General features: G+C 54.4%; 9 protein-coding genes and 3 pseudogenes. 10 read left to right on the plus strand and 2 right to left on the minus strand.

Going from position 1 to position 16,618, the window contains the following annotated elements; translation table 11 throughout:
- Positions 1-762 precede the first annotated feature (762 nt).
- The 9 genes and pseudogenes from NK8_RS43550 (at position 763) to NK8_RS41390 (ending at position 10,965) form a co-directional block, all read left to right on the plus strand.
- The gene (locus tag NK8_RS43550) at positions 763-1,287 is read left to right on the plus strand and encodes a hypothetical protein (RefSeq protein WP_301549938.1); all 525 of its coding nucleotides are present in this window, start codon (positions 763-765) and stop codon (positions 1,285-1,287) included.
- Positions 1,284-1,802, plus strand: a complete 519-nt coding sequence (locus NK8_RS43555; protein ID WP_301549939.1) for an MBOAT family O-acyltransferase — start codon at positions 1,284-1,286, stop codon at positions 1,800-1,802. Before NK8_RS43550 ends, NK8_RS43555 begins: the two co-directional genes overlap by 4 nt.
- Entirely contained in the window at positions 1,772-2,344 is a 573-nt protein-coding gene (locus NK8_RS43560; RefSeq protein WP_301549940.1) for a hypothetical protein, read from the plus strand. Before NK8_RS43555 ends, NK8_RS43560 begins: the two co-directional genes overlap by 31 nt.
- A 2-nt stretch (positions 2,345-2,346) precedes the next feature.
- Positions 2,347-2,886 (plus strand): hypothetical protein, encoded by a 540-nt coding sequence (locus tag NK8_RS41365; RefSeq protein ID WP_213234721.1) that lies wholly within the window; start codon positions 2,347-2,349, stop codon positions 2,884-2,886.
- Between the two features lie 216 nt (positions 2,887-3,102).
- On the plus strand, positions 3,103-3,387 hold the full coding sequence (locus tag NK8_RS41370) for a hypothetical protein (protein ID WP_213234722.1): 285 nt from the start codon (positions 3,103-3,105) through the stop codon (positions 3,385-3,387).
- Positions 3,388-6,137: 2,750 nt separating this feature from the next.
- Positions 6,138-6,776: pseudogene (locus NK8_RS41375) on the plus strand (IS6 family transposase).
- Between the two features lie 872 nt (positions 6,777-7,648).
- Positions 7,649-8,914, plus strand: a complete 1,266-nt coding sequence (locus NK8_RS41380) for a flippase (protein WP_213233818.1) — start codon at positions 7,649-7,651, stop codon at positions 8,912-8,914.
- A pseudogene (glf, locus tag NK8_RS41385) lies at positions 8,904-10,068 on the plus strand (UDP-galactopyranose mutase). The gene NK8_RS41380 and the pseudogene glf overlap by 11 nt, the downstream one beginning before the upstream one ends.
- Before the next feature lie 222 nt (positions 10,069-10,290).
- On the plus strand, positions 10,291-10,965 hold the full coding sequence (locus NK8_RS41390) for a DUF707 domain-containing protein (RefSeq protein ID WP_225936707.1): 675 nt from the start codon (positions 10,291-10,293) through the stop codon (positions 10,963-10,965).
- 3,225 nt (positions 10,966-14,190) lie between these two features.
- Here the strand turns inward: NK8_RS41390 and NK8_RS41395 are convergent.
- Both NK8_RS41395 and NK8_RS43270 read right to left on the minus strand, forming a co-directional pair.
- On the minus strand, positions 14,191-14,736 hold the full coding sequence (locus tag NK8_RS41395; RefSeq protein ID WP_225936708.1) for a porin: 546 nt from the start codon (positions 14,734-14,736) through the stop codon (positions 14,191-14,193).
- Positions 14,737-14,848: 112 nt separating this feature from the next.
- On the minus strand, positions 14,849-15,025 hold the full coding sequence (locus NK8_RS43270) for a porin (RefSeq protein WP_367657854.1): 177 nt from the start codon (positions 15,023-15,025) through the stop codon (positions 14,849-14,851).
- Between the two features lie 423 nt (positions 15,026-15,448).
- On the opposite strand from NK8_RS43270, the pseudogene NK8_RS41400 reads away from it, so the two are divergent.
- Positions 15,449-16,069: pseudogene (locus tag NK8_RS41400) on the plus strand (TetR family transcriptional regulator); the annotation flags it as partial.
- Between the last annotated feature and the right edge of the window lie 549 nt (positions 16,070-16,618).

A 16,618-nucleotide genomic window follows, 5' to 3' on the forward strand; every position in this document is an offset into this window, starting at 1 on the left:
GACGTAATGGCTAATGACGAAACGCTGCAGCCCTTCGGGAAGTAAATGTTCCATATGCCCCTCCGACGGAATGGTCAATGGGAAAAGAAACAGCGAACTCACACGGAAAGCAATAGGTCGCCGCACGCGCCCGGGCCGTCGGTGTTCGCCGCGCCGTTTCCATAACGATGGAGCACCCGGCGCAATGCAGACGCTCGTGACCGGCCGGATTTGGCCGGGAGTGTGGCAATAGCGGTTGCAAGACGGCTTCGATCCGATGATGACGAAGGACCGTGACCGATCGCGGCAGAGCGCCGGATCCCGATCGTCCTTGCCCGCTTGCGTGATGTCCTCGATAAGCTCGGCACGAAAGCTCCGACTCGCGCGGTGCGCCCGTCAAGGTCCGCAAGATCCATTCACACGCCTGGGCAGCGTGTTCAATCGGGCGCGGGCTGGACACCGCGCGTCAACCTGCATCTCCCGGTCCGCCTTTCGAGAACAAGCGTTCGCCTTTGCGGCACAACCGCGCCGTCTGCACATGCCGCCCCCATTCGTCAGCCAAAGGAATGGTGTCTTCCGACATTGAATTACAAGCAATGTCTGGAAAAACTAGAATCATCTCCAGTCAGCAACCGAAAGGGAAGCGTCTCAGGAAAAAGACGGACGATGTTGCAGCACTCAAGTAAACCACGTGGACCTTGCCAATTCGACAGACCACGCGCGGCAAAGACATGTCGCCATTCGCTTGGCGGCATAGCCGATCAGACGTCGAGGTAGCCGAACATGCTGTTCAATTCCGATTCATTTCTCTTCCTTTTTCTTCCGATTGTGTTCGCCGGTACGTTTCTGCTCAGTCGTTACCGTCATCGATGGGCTGTCATGTGGCTCGGAGTGGCGTCGCTATGCTTCTATGCGGTGTGGAATCCCCGCTTCGTCGCGCTCTTGCTGGCATCCATTACGTTCAACTACGGGGCCGCCTGGTGGATCGGCACGAAAAGCAGATGTTTGCGGCCTGGACGCGCTAATTGGGAGACCGCTGCCGCGGTCGCGGTCAACCTCGCGGTGCTTGGCTACTATAAATATGCGAACTTCTTTATCGACTCGACGAATCACTTCCTGGGCTGGCATCTGGATGTGCTTGCAGTGATTCTGCCTTTAGGCATTTCGTTCTTTACCTTCACGCAGATCGCCTTTCTCGTGGACGTCAATCGTGGCGTTGCGCGCGAGTACTGCTTCGCTAACTATTTACTGTTCGTCACTTACTTTCCACATCTGATCGCGGACCTGTTCTGCATCACAAGCAGATGATGCCGCAGTTCGGCAATCCGGACACTTTCGAGATCAATCCGCATAACATAGCGGCCGGGCTAACGGTTTTTGTCCTGGGGCTTGCAAAGAAAGTGCTGATCGCCGACACCTTGGCCCGAGCCGCAACGCCCCTCTTCAGCGTGGCCAGCGCAGGCGTGCCGCTCACATTCTTTGAGGCGTGGATCGCGGCCTTCGCGTATACGCTGCAACTGTATTTCGATTTCTCGGGCTATTGCGATATGGCGGTAGGCATCTCCCTGCTGTTCAACGTCAAACTGCCGATAAACTTCGACTCCCCTTATAAATCCGCGAGCATCATCGACTTCTGGCGACGCTGGCACATGACGCTCTCGGCGTTCCTGCGTGATTACCTTTACATACCGCTGGGTGGAAGTCGCAATGGCGGACTGCTGCGCCGCCACGCCAACCTGATGATAACGATGCTGCTGGGCGGTCTGTGCATGGCGCGGGCTGGACGTTCGTCGTGTGGGGCGGGCTGCACGGCGCTTATCTGATCATCAATCACGGCTGGCGCGCCCATGCCTCGCGCTTTGGCGTCGCTCACACGAGCGCGCCATGGCGGATGGCGAGTGTGGCGCTCACCTTCATCGCGGTAGTCGTTGGATGGGTCTTCTTTCGGGCCGATAACTTCGCAACCGCATGGAACGTGCTCGCCGGTATGACCGGATTGCACGGCATTTCGCTTCCCGTCGCCCTGCGAGGACACCTGTCCGTCTTCGAGGGTTCGAAGCTCCATTCAAGCTTGCGCTTTGACGGGCTGATATCGTCGGTGACGCTGCCGAACATCGTGTTTATCGCACTGCTCTTCGGCTCGATTCTCGTCTGGGCATTCCCCAATCTGCAGCGTCTGCTCGAAGAACACATGTCCGCGGAGAATTCGGACATGCGTTGGCCGGTGACCGCCACTAAGCGAAAGAGCTTGTCCTTCGTTAATCCGCGCGCGATGCTTGCCGTTATGTCGGCACTTCTTTTCTTCGTCGTGGTCCTGGCGATCAGGTCCGATGGTCCGTCCGAGTTTCTGTATTTTGAGTTTTGACCATGAGCTACCTGAAAATATTCGCGACTTCGCTGCTGGTGATTGCCTTCGCGTACTTTTCCGTGTCGTTGTTGCTCGCGCCCGCGCCGATCTCCGCCGAATACTGGGTGCGAGAAATGACCGTGGTCAAGCGAAGTATCGCCAATCACTATCAGGGACAGCGCAAATTGATCATAGCGGCTGGCTCGAATGTGCTCTTTAGCGTAGACACCGATCGGCTTAGCAGGGATCTTGATATTCCGGTGATCAACTACGGACTTCACGCTGGCCTTGCGCTGGACAAAATTCTCACCGAGGTCGCATCGGCTGCGGAACGCAATGACACGGTTATCCTGCCGCTGGAGCGGAATACTATTGTGAAGCGGAAGACAGCTCGAATATCATCTGGCGGGCCCCGCAACGCGATCGCTTGGGATCACCAGCGCTGGCAGTCATGGTCGACGCTCGAACGGCTCGAAGCCATATCAATGAGCGGTCCTGGGCTGCTCTTCGAGCTGGCGCTCGCCCGCATTCGCGCGGACGTGGTTTCCGCGCTCGATTGAAGATCGGCTGAAGACGTTCCGTGACAAGGACATTCTGGCCGAATTCACTCATTCGCCGCGCCCGTCTGCATTCGCCTATTCGGCCTATCACCTCGATAACCTGGGCAACATGCAGCAGATAGACGGCTCGTACTTTACTGGGCGTGCGGCATCGCCCGAGCAGAAAACCGAGGTGTGCCCGGCAGTTTCCGAACTCTTCAGGAATTCGTGCGGGACATGAACCGCAAGGGCGTGAGCGTCTACTTCGCCAATATTCCGTACGTGGCGACGAGCGCTACGCGCGCAGATCGAGTGGAGCAAGCGTCGCGGGAATTCGCGTCGGCGATTGCGCCACTCGGCACCGTGCTCGATGATCGGAATCAGCTCGTATTCAACCGTAAGTATTTCTTCAATACAGACCTGCATCTGAACTCGAAGGGCAGAACACTGAGAACCAAGTTTCTCGAGGATTCGATGAGGAAGGATCCGGCATTGAATCAATGGCTCAATTTAGGTCGATGAGCCGTGATTGCATGCGACCTAGCCTCACACTAAGGTGCTCGCGGAAAATGACGGCGCGGAATGTCGAGCAGGATGGGCGGATTCAACCGATCGATTTGGGCACCGGAGGCGCCGACGTATTCGATTCTCAGAGCGCAAAAGCACAGACCGCTAACGCCGCGCCGACTCGGCGAGTAACCAACTTTAGAGCGACGGTTCGCTGCATACGGCGAAGTTTTTCAGTCTATTTAGGTTACCTTATTCGCGACCCACGTCCAATTCGAAACACGCTTCAGGTGGTTGCTGCTTTGCCCAGTCGATAGCCATTCTCCCACGCGGGTGCCTTGCGCCCTCCGACCGAACCAATGACGTCCCGCGCGTTCGGATGTCCGTTGTACGTCGAAGAGAGCCGTCGGATCATCCGTTAGCGAACCTCCGATAGGGGTCGAAGATTGACTATTCACAAGCGCAAAGTGACCTCCCTTGGTTGAAAGAGGGAGGTCGTCATGGAAGCGCTTAAAAGGGCGCTTGTAAGACTTTGGCACGATCCGATGTTCGCAGCCGCCGACGACTCGTAGCAGCGCTGCGCTGTCGTCTCCGAAGTGCCCGGACTCGCAGGCGATCGTGCTCATTGCTCCGGTGCCTGAGGACGATCAGAAAAAAGCGCAAGAAGGCGTCGAACCGTTCGCGCTGTCGGGGATGAGCCCGCTCGTCGCTTGGACGTCCAATACACGCCCGCGCCAATATGTTCTGGCGAAACAAGGAATCCGCCCCTTCGCCGGCGAGAACCCGCTCAAAGTGAGCCGATTTCGCTGTCAACATTTCTCGCGTGTAAAGGCTTGGTCGCCCCGCTCTCCGAAGTCAGATTGTTTTACATTTCTCTCAGGTCTTTCAGGGTGTCGTCACCGAGGCAACGACAGCTCTCGTCGGGAATTTTTTAGCCGGAAAGCTCGTCTCGGATGATAGAGTACATCGAAAGGCGGACGTAATAAATTATTGGCACGCGAGACTTTTTGGCGCACCGGCGTGGAGTAGGTTCTTATTGGGCAGGGGTTCGCTGTGGCATACCGTGTGGTTGCAGACCCTTGAGGGCGGCCATCCCGGTGGAAAAGCAGTGGAAGCGTCGCAAGACTTCGGTGCCAGACGCCATGCAGCGCCGAACGCGGCAATCACTCAGCGACGTCTTGGTCGGCACGCATTTGAGGCGCGTCAGGGCCGCCTCCAACCGGGGCGAGGATAGCTCCGCATATGATCTTGCCGCCTTTCGCCGACCACGCGCAGGACTCGCGAGTGTCTCGACCATTTCACGATGGCAGCGAGACAGATTCGCGCATCTTGCCGATTCATTGGAACAGTTAGACTCTTTCGGCAGGCAGCGTGTCGGAGGATTCGAGCTCCGGCAGCCAGCGCAATGGATGCGATGTAGGAGTCGGTTAAAAGCCCGTCAATCTAATCTTCAGTCATTTGATTCGTGCTTTCTAAGTGATCGGCTTGGCTTGACTTATTGCTTTCATGTCCTTAGATTGGGAACCCCACGCCTTCTCGGAACACGACGATGCCAATGCTTGTACCATGGCAGGCCAAGCTGGCTTCGAAGGTCATTGCGTCGAACCTTGGTATTCATATTCATTCTGCGCGCCATGGAGTCTTCAAGCTCGGAGCGATGCTTAACCAGATTACGCCCGAACTGTGTATCAGCATCACGTCTCTCATGCTAGTCAGACGGCGCAAACGTGTTTGGAGATCGGCCGGGCGATTCACTGTTCACAGCGGTGTCCGCTCATCCGCGATTCAGACGTAAGGTGCTGATAGATGCAGGGCCCTTCGCGGAAACTGCGTCGACGTCCCTACCGTGTCTTGATATACGAACTTCGTAGCATGGGTGAGTGCATGCCGGAGGTCGAGGAACACACGTCTTCAGAGGGCTTGCTCAACGCGCTGCATTGCAGATACCTCATAAATGGCATCGCCAGCTTCTCCGATCTTCAAGATGGATGAGATCGATTTTTCATTTTCACATTCCTGCCCTACAGCATATTCCGCTAGCCTGAATTTCAGAGATTCTCGGATGAGCTGTATCGAGTGACTTCGCCGGATGGCGGAACTGGCTCACATCTTCTGGATTTCCGAGACATGCTTGCGGGAAGCTTGAATCACCCTGCGCTTTCCCAAATTCTACATGGGAAAGCGGAGTTGTCCAGAAGGCGAATATATATACTAACCCGACTCGGATAGGGCGGTCAAATGCGCGTTCGAAAACTCGGGTTTTCAACGTCGAGATCATCGAGCGAAAATGTTGGACACGTTGCCAATTTCTAAGGCTTCTTTGAATCGCGAATTCAGATCAAATGGACGACCAGGAGTTGCTGGTCTATGGCTGTCATCTTATCCTTCGGAAAGGCGCCACGCATCGGGAGAGCGGAGAATTACCCCAGTGAAATGCTAATGTCTCCAATTGGGGCAGGATCGGCGAAGCGAAAAGCGCCCCTGACAACATTTTGACAGCGGCCGCGAGAAGGTTCCGAACGAACTGCTCTTTAGCAGCCTCATTGTTTTTTCGTCACCTTTATCTAGTCGCCTGACAGGCTAGCTTGGTCGAAGAACTGTCTGCTCCAAAGCCATTCGATTGGTGAGTTTGATTTGAGCACGAACGGCGCGCCAGCTCTGGCGGCTACGGTCTGTTGCAGCTAGGCGGTCGGGCCTCAAGCCGGCTTTGTCGCAGTAAGCGTCGGGTTATCACGCGGCTGCCAATACGAACGATCGGATGCGTGATGACGATTCTGAATCCAGCCGTGGCACGGGTGCTCAAGCGTTTGCACTATCCGCCTGACGTGCGTACGCTGGTATGTGGCGTACCCGCTGAGCCTTCTACACCTTGAAGAGATGATGGCGGAACGCAAAATCTCGGTCGATCATTCAACTGTGTACCGCTGGGCCATCAAGGCATTGCCGTTTCTGTGGAGGGCTTTTCGTCGTCACAAAAATGCCGTCGGTCGGAGCTAGCGAATGGATGAAACGTACATCAAGGTCCGAGGCGAGTGGAAGTATTTATTATCGCGCAGTTTGACAAGGAAGGTAACACGGTGGATTCTCTGCTGCGGGCCATCGTGACAGCGCTGCGACGAGGCGCTGCTTCGAAAGGTCAATCGAAGCAAAACGGCGAGCCCGAGACGGTCACAAGCGATAGAAAGCGGTGCGAACCCAGCCGCGCTGGGTGCTCTCAACGCGGAGCGGCAAACACGATCAAGATTTGCCAGAACACGTATTTGAACAATGTTTGTCGAGCAAGAATCTCGGGCGATCAAGCGACGCACGCGGCCCATGCTTGGCTTCAAGAATTTTCGTTGCGCTCGGATCCTGATGAGCCGCATTTGCGCTCATGCACACGATTTCCAAGGGGTCAAATGTGAGGCAGCGGCAACGGAAGCACTCACGCTCAGCAGCTTTACCCGCTGGCGGCATAGCAATCCTACCTATGTTGCCAAATTGTTTTCCATCTTGCCCTTATCGCGAACGAATCCGCGCCCGCGGTGAAAAGCGCGGTGTCTTAGCCGAATTTGTCGATCTCGTCAAAGAACTGATCAACCAGCCACCCGCCGCACCGCCGTGCCTCTTTGGCTGATTTCTCAAACGGTGCAATGGTCGGCGAGCGGGTCGACGTTTTCAGGCCAGCGTCTTTTGAGGCTCCTCAGCGCGAAATGGGCGACATTTGTGAGCTCGTCCGCACGGATCACGACGCGTTTGGCACTGGCGCTCCCGAAATCCCTGGTGCCCCAGAACTTGTAGTCAACTGTCTTGCTTAAAATGATTCGGCTCGTCCGACTCTTAGCCACAGCCCCAAGCTTGATGAAGCACTTTATTGTGACTGACAGTCAATATCCCGAAGGTGCTGGCGCCCGGTTTTCTGGATCTCGACAGGCAGGAGCAATCGTGTCCGCGGAAATGGGTGGCAGAACGGTGCCTAGCCTCGCTTCTTGTTCATTAGCGATGGTGAAGCGAATCGACAACGCACCGCGCGATGACTTGGACACGCCCAATAGGTTGACTGACGTATGTGAAATGAACTCAGCGAAACGAGGCGTGCCACGCATTAAGTCCGGCGCCGCAGGCACTTGATCGTTGAACGAATTTCCGGTCGTGATCGAGACCGCGAGTGTCAGAAACACCGCAGCCTGCTCAGCAGGTGTGAGTCAGGGAAGTTGGACTAGCGGCAAACCAGAGGCAAGATGCACTGCACTGTATAGCGTCGCCCAAAATCAATGATTGACACCGAGATAGAGGCATGGTGAGTCCACTCCGACGAAACATTGTTGCGCTTGCGGTTCTGCAAGCCGCTAACATTCTGCTGCCGCTTGCAACGTTTCCCTATCTACTGCGCGTTCTTCGCCCGGAAAACTTTGGTGCATACGTCTTTGCGCAAGCGATGGTTGGGTATCTCGTGCTGTTGACCGAGTACGGTTTCAACTGGTCATCCACGGCCCAAGTCGCACGGGTCCAGCACGATCGATACGCAGTATCAAGGATCTTTTGGGCGACCCAGGGAGCAAAGGCCCTCATCGCCGTGGTCGGCCTCGCTATCCTGTTGCTGGCCGCGTTCTTGGTGCCAAGATTGCGGGAGATGCTGCCAGTGCTGCTGGCGACCTATCCGCTTGTTATTGGGACGGTTCTGTTCCCGCAGTGGCTTTTCCAAGGCCTGGAGCGGATGACGTTCACCACGGCTTCGGTCTTGAGCGCAAGGCTGCTCCTGCTTCCGCTCACGTTCTTTCTTGTACGCTCGTCGGCCGACACATGGATCGCTTCACTCATCAACTCGATGAGCATGGTTGCTGCCGGAGTCGTCTCAATGATTCTGATCGCAAAAAACCGGCTGATCATCGCGATGTTGCCGACCAGGGCAGACATCATTGAGGTGCTTCGTGACGGCTGGCACACGTTCATCTCCACGGCAGCAATCAGTCTGTACACCACCACGAATAGTGTGATGCTTGGATTTCTTGCCGGAGATGTCGCTGTCGGCTATTTTGGCGTGGCGGATAAGGTTCGGAACGTCGCCCAGGCGCCGCTCGGCCCGCTGGCCAATGCAATCTACCCGCGCGTGACGGCGCTTTTTTCCGAAGATTCCGAAAGGGCGTTTATGCTGGTGCGCAAGATGCTCTACCTGCTCGGCTCAACCATGCTGCTAGCATCGGTTGCGCTCTGGGCTGGCGCAGAATCGATCGTTCGTATCGCGATGGGGCCCGGATACGAACCGGCCGTCATCGTCCTGAAATGGATGGCCCTCATACCGCTGCTAGTCTGTGTGAGCAATGTGCTCGGCGTTCAAGTCATGCTGCCGCTAGGCATGAAAAAGAGAGTTAGCGAGATAACGATTGTTTCCGGCTTGTTCAACCTCACCGTGCTCGTACCGCTTGCGTCGGCGTACGGCGCTCGGGGCGCTGCAATGTCGGCGCTCGCCACTGAATTCTTGGTCACGACCTTAATGGCGCTGCACCTGATCAGATGCAAAATTCCGGCTTTCTATACGAGGATGCGCAGAGATGAGATATGACTTTCTTATCGTGGGCGCTGGCTTTGCCGGCTCAGTCTGTGCCGAACGCCTGGCCGCACGCGGGAAGCGCGTACTGGTAGTAGACAAGCGGAATCACATCGGCGGAAACGCATATGACCGTAAAGATGAAAATGGCGTACTGATCCATCCGTATGGCCCGCATATTTTTCATACGAACAGCAAGCGGATATTTGAATATCTCTCCGCCTTCACCGATTGGCACTTCTACGAGCACCGCGTTAGAGCGTGGGTAGATGGGAATCTCTATCCAATTCCGATCAATCGCACCACGATCAACAAGCTATACGGCCTCAATCTGAGCGAGCAGGACACGCTGGTGTTCCTCGAATCTGTACGTGAAGCCCGAGAGACGATCACTACCAGCGAAGACGTAGTACTGAGTAATGTTGGCCGCGACCTGTGCGAAAAGTTTTTCCGTGGCTACACACGCAAGCAATGGGGACTTGATCTGTCTCAACTGTCTGCGGGGGTCGCGGCGCGAATACCGACGCGTTCGAACGACGATGACCGGTACTTTACCGACACTTTTCAATTTATGCCGGCGCAAGGCTATACCGCGATGTTCGAAAAAATGCTTGCCAGTCCAGATATCGAAGTACGTTTGTCGACCGACTACGACGAGATGAAAGCGATTATCGAATATGGTCACGTTGTGTACACCGGACCGATCGACGCGTATTTTGGCTACCGCTTCGGCAAACTCCCGTATCGAAGCCTGTACTTCGAACATCTGCATCGGAGCGGCGTGGAGCGCCTCCAGCCGACAGGTACGATCAACTATCCAAATGATCACGAGTACACGAGGATTACAGAGTTCAAGCACCTTACCGGGCAACAGCATCGGGGAACATCGATTGTGAAGGAATACCCGAGGGCCGAAGGTGAGCCATACTATCCGATTCCCCGGAAGGAGAACGAGGCCTTGTTCATGCGCTATAACGCGCTCGCGGAGGAAGTCGACGACGTCACTTTTGTGGGCAGATTGAGCGCCAGTACCCGGCTATTACAACATGGACCAAGTTGTTGGCGCCGCGCTCAAGGCTGCCGAAGAGGCTTGTCTAAGGAGAAGAGCAATCTTCGCCGAGACTGCCGACTGTCTTTCGACGTTCCGAAATCTGACTCCTACGTCATAGGGAAATTGAGAGATGAAAAAGTATTTGGTCCGTTCTCAGGTGTGGGGACAGTTTCTTGCATCCGCAGTGGTTCACTGGTGCGGAGACCCCCAACTTTGACTTGATTTTGAGTTACTATGGGAAAAGCGACAGTTACACAGACGTTTTTTGCCAAAGTCGTACATCGATTCAAGGGATCAAGAGTGGAAGGTCTCAACGACTTCATGGCGCACAATGCTCTAATTGATTTCGCAATATCGCTACATCTGGCTCCCGGACGACGATATCCTGACGATGTTTAAAACATTGAACGGTTTTTTCGAGTACGTGGACCGAGAGAATTTTGCGCTCGCACAACCGTCGCTTGACGAGAGAAGCTATTTCGGTCACGCAACAACGTTGCAAAACAAGGCGTTCGAATTTCGTGAGACAAATTTCGTGGAAGTAATGGTCCCATGTTTCTCGTCGAGTGCGTTGCATGCGATAATAGACAGCTTCAAAACGACCAAATCAGGCTGGGGCCTTGATTTCGTCTGGCCTACGCGGGTAGCTTTATTGGGAAAGGTCGGTATCATCGATCGGTTTTCCGTATTCCATACGCGCCCACTTGGTTCGGCTGGACACGGCACAGGAGAAGGGGCAAAAATTAGTCCATGGTCTGAACTGAATCAGACGCTCGCGCAGTACGGGTCGCGCGCGTCCATAAAAGTACTTCAGGGCAGAAGAAGCAATATGGGGAAGACGTATGCGAGTGGGCGGATGGGTAATGCCATATTTTTTTTGCATGCTGTACGAGGCAGCCATCCTGTGCGGCGGAAAAATGTCGCCACTTACCTAGGGCTGTTGAAAGAATATCTCCCGTGGCTTCACTACCAGCAAGCGCAAAACACGTCCTCCGGAGGCAAGCGGGCCCTTTGAAGTAAGCAGTTGGCTGATTAATGTGTTCCGCTATAGCGGCGCCGCATCCATTTGTCCTCGTGAAAGGCAGGGTGCAAACGAACGTCGGCGGGGCTTCATCGGATAGTGAATGTCAGATCTATAACTACACGCAGATTTTGCGTAATGTCTCGGTGGAATCAAGATGACTTGGCGTCTCGGTTCTAAAGATCAGATCGATTTTTGTACGTCGCACGGCTGTTGTGGATTAACGAATCTCGAATGGAGCAGCGAGAATGTATAGTTTTTTAAAAAAAACCACTTACGTACATTAGTTAAACCGCTCAGATATTCTTATAAGATCCCGAAATAATTTATCTTTACGCTGAGAGATCAAAATATCCAAGCTGCGCTTCAAAGAAGAGCACTTGAGGAGACAATTGATTTATGTTGAAAGCAACATGCTCGGAGTAGATTTCCGTAGCATCTTCATATGAATTGCTCTCGAAGGCAATATCCATGATAAAGGGTGACGGGCTTATTTGTGAATTCGGAGTATTCAGCGGGAAATCAATCAACCATATAGCGAGCAAGTAACCTCTGAAGTCTATGGCTTTGACTCATTTGAGGGACTTCCTGAACGATGGAGAGATGATTGATCGGGGATTCTTTAAGGTCGACGGACTGCCCAAGGTGTCGAAAAAATGTGGTTTTAATTAAAGGGTGGTTTGATAAGACCCTTGCCAGAAATTTGCTAAAAATTATTCAAAAGACGTGTCTTTCCTGCATATCGACTGTGATCTGTACTTCATCGACAAAGGTAATTTTCGAAAATCTTGGTGAAAAAATCAAGCCGCGGATGCATCATCGTCTTCGATGAATACTTTAATTATCCTGGCTGGAAAGAGGGTGAAATAAAGGCATTTCATGAGTTTCTGGAGACTCATCAACTAACATATGAATACATTGGTTACAACGCAAAACACGAGCAAGCTGCCGTCGAAATAAAGAAGCCGGGTCTGACTCGTTTTTTGCTTTTAACGCGCTCAACAATCGTCGAGAAGTGTAGTTCGCCGAAGGCGTCGCCATCCAGTCGCGCAACGAGTAAGCGCGGTGCCGAATCCGTGAGCTACCTAGGCGGCTGTGAGCAGAAATACGCAAGCTCGGCAGGCCCGATCCGGTTGCTTCGGTCGCCCGCGTCCATGACGCAAAAGCCAACGCCCAGATGCCGCGTTCGTGGTATGCTTCTAAGCCTCCGGCGCGGCACGTCAACGGCTTTGGCGGCATCGACAGGGTTCCTGCACGCTAGCGTCAAGGCGTCCGGCTCACATTCGCCTCTCGCGTCGCTTCGTCCATCTTGCCACGAGTCATATTCCGTCGCCGAAGCACGACTTAAAACCATGCGAGGGCGATGTCGATAGTCGGCTGTTGTCGATTTAGTAATACTCCAATAGGGCACGCCCATGCCAGTGACGTGGTCTAAAAAACCGTTTCAAGTCAGCGCAGAATCAAAGAAATAGCAAACTTCATCCATTGAGAGCGGCGCTACCACATGCGCGTGACGAATCGCAGACTGTTCCAGAAAACGTTTGGTCGATTCAATGTACGATCTTGCGAAAGTCTGAGATAGAACCGCTGCGGGTACTCGAGGCCGTGGTCCTCTAGCACCTTCATGTATTGCTCTAGTTCGTTCATGGTCTTATCTCGGCGGCTTGCGTTGCTTGTAGATGATCGTAATAGGGTGATCCAGTGCGACTCGCGAGCTTCAAGAACTCTATTCGCCTCCAATTCCGTCAACTAGCTTCCGCCTTCATGAGCCCCTCGCAACTCGGCGCGGGGGATGCTGACCGCGCTTCAGAAACCGAATGTGCCTGCACACCATATGCCAAAAATTTTGCGCATAAATTACGCGTCAATGCCGCTAACGATGGCGTGTGTTATAGAGGCCAAATTTCCGACGCATACCGAACCTATGGCTTGTGCCACCGATTGCGCAGAGCAATCCCAGGAACGCCGTCTCTCGGAGATGCGTCGGAGTCGAGACACGCACTGATGTCCGTTTTCTAATCGGCGGATCAATTTCTTTTGGAGGTTCTCTCATAGCAGAATCATCGTTCTCTTCAGGGTTCCTCATCGACGATGGTTTCTCATCCGACAGGGCGTGCGGGCCCTACTGGGCCCGTGACCATACTCGTGGGAAGCGAAAGTGCGCAGCGCTTCACGTCATCGACCACTTGTAAGTATTCGAGAAGTCTGTGCGTTCTCGCTTCGATGTCAGCCTCCGGTTCAAGCCACATACCGCGAGCACACGCATCTCCAGTACGACAAACTATAAATAATGCAACCGGCCTCGAATTGACCATCGTTTCTCAACGTTCCGAGATGAGCCACAATGCCCTCGAGGTGCGCAAGCTCGTTTCGCTGTAACTCATGCAGGTTCATAGGCTGACTTGCAAATAAGCGGAAGTCGTCTACTGCGAATGCTTCTTGTGAGCGTTCCTTTCCTGGCGTCGCAGGATGCGCAGAATCTGTCATGGCTGACGTCCACAAGCTTATCGAATCGATTATCGCCGGGATGACTACCCAACTCGGCTGCGGCGCCCGGCAATCGAGGTGCACGCGGGAGCCACCGCAGTATCCGACGTGCCTCGCGAGGGAAACGTTACGACGTTTTACGAAACGTTGTCTAACCTTTGTAGCATTGAAACATGTCAAACCGTTCGCATATTAATCGGGGGTTTACGGCATGTACGCAGTGTTGATTGGTCGTTTGGATTAGTTTAGGTAGAGGTTACTTAATGATTGAATGCGGTATTTTGTCCATCGCCTTGAGTCAAACCAAGGCGTGGCACTCATGGCGCGGGTGCTCGCATTTGGACGCCAACGCCGGCCGATGGTCGGGCTACTCTTCAGGAATGAAGTTTGAATGAACTCTTAGGGCATTAGAAGCGATGCCTCAGGGCCGACGTGTCGCCTCAAACCTGATTGCTCGTGGATGACGGCTCGGTGGACGCCGTTTAATCCCATGCTCCACCCAGTGGCGAATTGCCGCTTGGACGTCACCGCGTTGCCACACGCTCTGAATGTACAACATCGGTGCGTCGCGAGAAGCGAGTCGTCGGCCATCGCGCTACCTTGATTCCAATGGGGAATTCCGCCGGCGCCTCCATTTCGCCCAGCGCGCGTATAAGTGTATGCACCCGATAATTCGACCGGCCGACGTCAGCGCGTAGCGAATGTTACCTCGAAGTTTCTGGAAAGTTCCACTCAGCGAATTCTGAAAAATTGGGCGAACTTGCTGGTGCGATACACGAAGCCCGCCACAGCCGGCCGAAGGTGTAGTTCACGCCAGCGCCAAAGGTCTTCTGACTGCTGGCCAGCACGCCTAAAGGCACAGCGGTCGGTGTGAGCGCGCCCTGCAGGGACGAGCCGGTTGTATCGGTGACTGCACCATTCGTGTTCAATTGTGCCGGCGTGCGCGCGCACTGTTGAGTTGGAGGTAACCGGCCCCGAAGCTCCACGCGTCCCGAAACATACGACATTCCCAAAGCTATAGGCGCGATTGTTCGTGAATCCACCTGCCTGATTGGAAAAGCCGTAAAGCGCGCCGAATCTGAAGCCGGCGAAATGCGGGCTCAGGTACTTCACGGAGTTGTTTATCTGAAACGAATCGTTCAGGTTGTCGTTGTCTAACGGGTGCGCGAAATGCGTGCCGCCGAACTCCGTGCCGGTCAGTGAAAAGCGGCGCGACAAAATCGACCATGCCGTCGGTCTGGCGGCCCAGCGTGAGCGCGCCGTAGTCGCGCTCGACAAGCCGACATAAGCCTGGCGATTGAAAATGCGGTTGCTCGACGAGAACTGCCCCGTTGTTCAGGTTGAAGCCGCTCTCCAGGGTGAAGATGGCACTCAACCCTGCGCCGAGGTCTCAGTCCCGCGCAAGCCCCAGCGGGCTGTACTGAACCGCACCGCTTGTCATCTCCCAGTTGCTGTGTCCGCCTCCCGTCCCGGTGATCTGGTTGTTCGTGTAGGTCAGACCCGCGTCGATCAGCCCGTAAAGCGTAACACTGGTTTGCGCATGCGCAACGCCGGTCAGTGTGATGATCGTTCGTGGCGCCGGTTATAAGCATTCTATTCATTTGCGTGCTCCAGACAGGTCCGATCGAATTCCCTTGGGACGCTTTCTTTACAGACCTCGATGTCTGCCGGGGACGCAGCGAGCATTTCATCGATTAGAAACGCGCGATGTTTTCCACACACTCTATGCGACCGCAATTGGAACCGCCAACCTAAAAACAAAGCCGTTCGAACTTTGGCGTCAGGAGTTTTCGCTTTCTAGGAGACGCGGACGCAATTTTCGTTTGGAGTTCCCGACGTCCAGGCGCAAGGATGTGCTGATGGCTTGCCTGCGGCTACCAGTGCTCTTTGCAGATCCACATCTACACGCCGATTGGTGTTTTGTGCCAATGACGGACGGCATATTGGCAGCTATTAATTAAACGTCGCCATTTCATCTATGATCGCCCCCATGAGTGAACTACGAGTGAAGCGTGACCAGAAGGGACGCGGAGGCGAATTCTCGACGCCGCTGTCGAGCAATTCACAAAGTTCGGCCTCGCCGGCGCGCGTGTCGACGCGATTGCCACGGCGGCCGCCACGAACGAGCGGATGCTTTTACTACTACTTCGTGAGCAAGGAGGGGCTTTACGTTGCTGTGCTTGAAGCAATGTACGCCCCGGTTTGCGGAGCGAGAGGGAAGCTTGGACCTGTCTGGCCTGCAACCATCCGACGCGATCCGAAAGCTGGCCCTGTCGATCTGGGCATATTTGCGGAGAATCCTCAATGGCTCAACCTCGTCAATAACGAAAATTTGCACGAAGCACGGTACCTTGAGAGGTCACGCAGGTTACGCGAGACGATCTCCCCAGTGGTCGACCTTCTGCGGTCGATCCTCGAGCGCGGAACCTCAGAAGGGCAGTTTCGCTCGGGCGTTGATCCGATCGACTTCTATGTGACGTTAGTGGGTATGGGCTATTACATCGTGTCCAACCGCTTCACGTTGGAGGCATTCACTGGCCGGAATTACTCAGATCTTTGCAATCTGGAGTCGATTTCGACGTTGCATGTCGACATGCTGCTTGCTTATCTCCGCGGGACCCTACCGCATGAATTGATTCGTCCGAGCACGTCGAACTTAACAGTGAACGATTCGCATTCCAAACCGATACTCGTGCCGTTGTTCAATCGAGACGACGAGACAGGCGACCCGGATTTGTGTGGCGATAGCGAAATAAGCGAATATTTTTCTAGATTGACTTAACGTGCTCTGAACGGAGTTGGCATGAGGGCGAACACGCGTCGTTTCCTGCGTCGCGTTCATCGGATCTTTTGTTTTCGTGCAGATGCGCCCATGCTGCGAACCTAGATTTCCTCGAGAATACGCCAATTAGCTATATAAAACCCGCCGACCCAGAGGCGCTCAATTGTGCCGCTCAGGAGGCGCTCGACACGAATGAGACGGCGAAGTGATCGAACGGAACAACAATGCCACCGGTAACACGGTGCATGTCAAGTCGCGGACAGAACGTCTGCTTTTGAATTAACTCGCTTACGTGGTACTGGTGTGCCAACGATATCGAGGTCAACTTCTATCCAGGTCTCCTGCGCGTCCCGCATCGGTACTCACCAAATCGCGAAA

Origin of the sequence: Caballeronia sp. NK8 (assembly GCF_018408855.1) — a bacterium.
In the GTDB taxonomy this organism is placed as follows: domain Bacteria; phylum Pseudomonadota; class Gammaproteobacteria; order Burkholderiales; family Burkholderiaceae; genus Caballeronia.

What these genes read in the sequence shown, in the direction of transcription:
- NK8_RS41380 (WP_213233818.1), top strand. Translation starts at nt 7,649, where the DNA reads ATGGTGAGTCCACTCCGACGAAACATTGTTGCGCTTGCGGTTCTGCAA.
- NK8_RS41370 (WP_213234722.1), top strand. Translation starts at nt 3,103, where the DNA reads ATGAACCGCAAGGGCGTGAGCGTCTACTTCGCCAATATTCCGTACGTG.
- NK8_RS41365 (WP_213234721.1), top strand. Translation starts at nt 2,347, where the DNA reads ATGAGCTACCTGAAAATATTCGCGACTTCGCTGCTGGTGATTGCCTTC.
- NK8_RS43555 (WP_301549939.1), top strand. Translation starts at nt 1,284, where the DNA reads ATGATGCCGCAGTTCGGCAATCCGGACACTTTCGAGATCAATCCGCAT.
- NK8_RS43550 (WP_301549938.1), top strand. Translation starts at nt 763, where the DNA reads ATGCTGTTCAATTCCGATTCATTTCTCTTCCTTTTTCTTCCGATTGTG.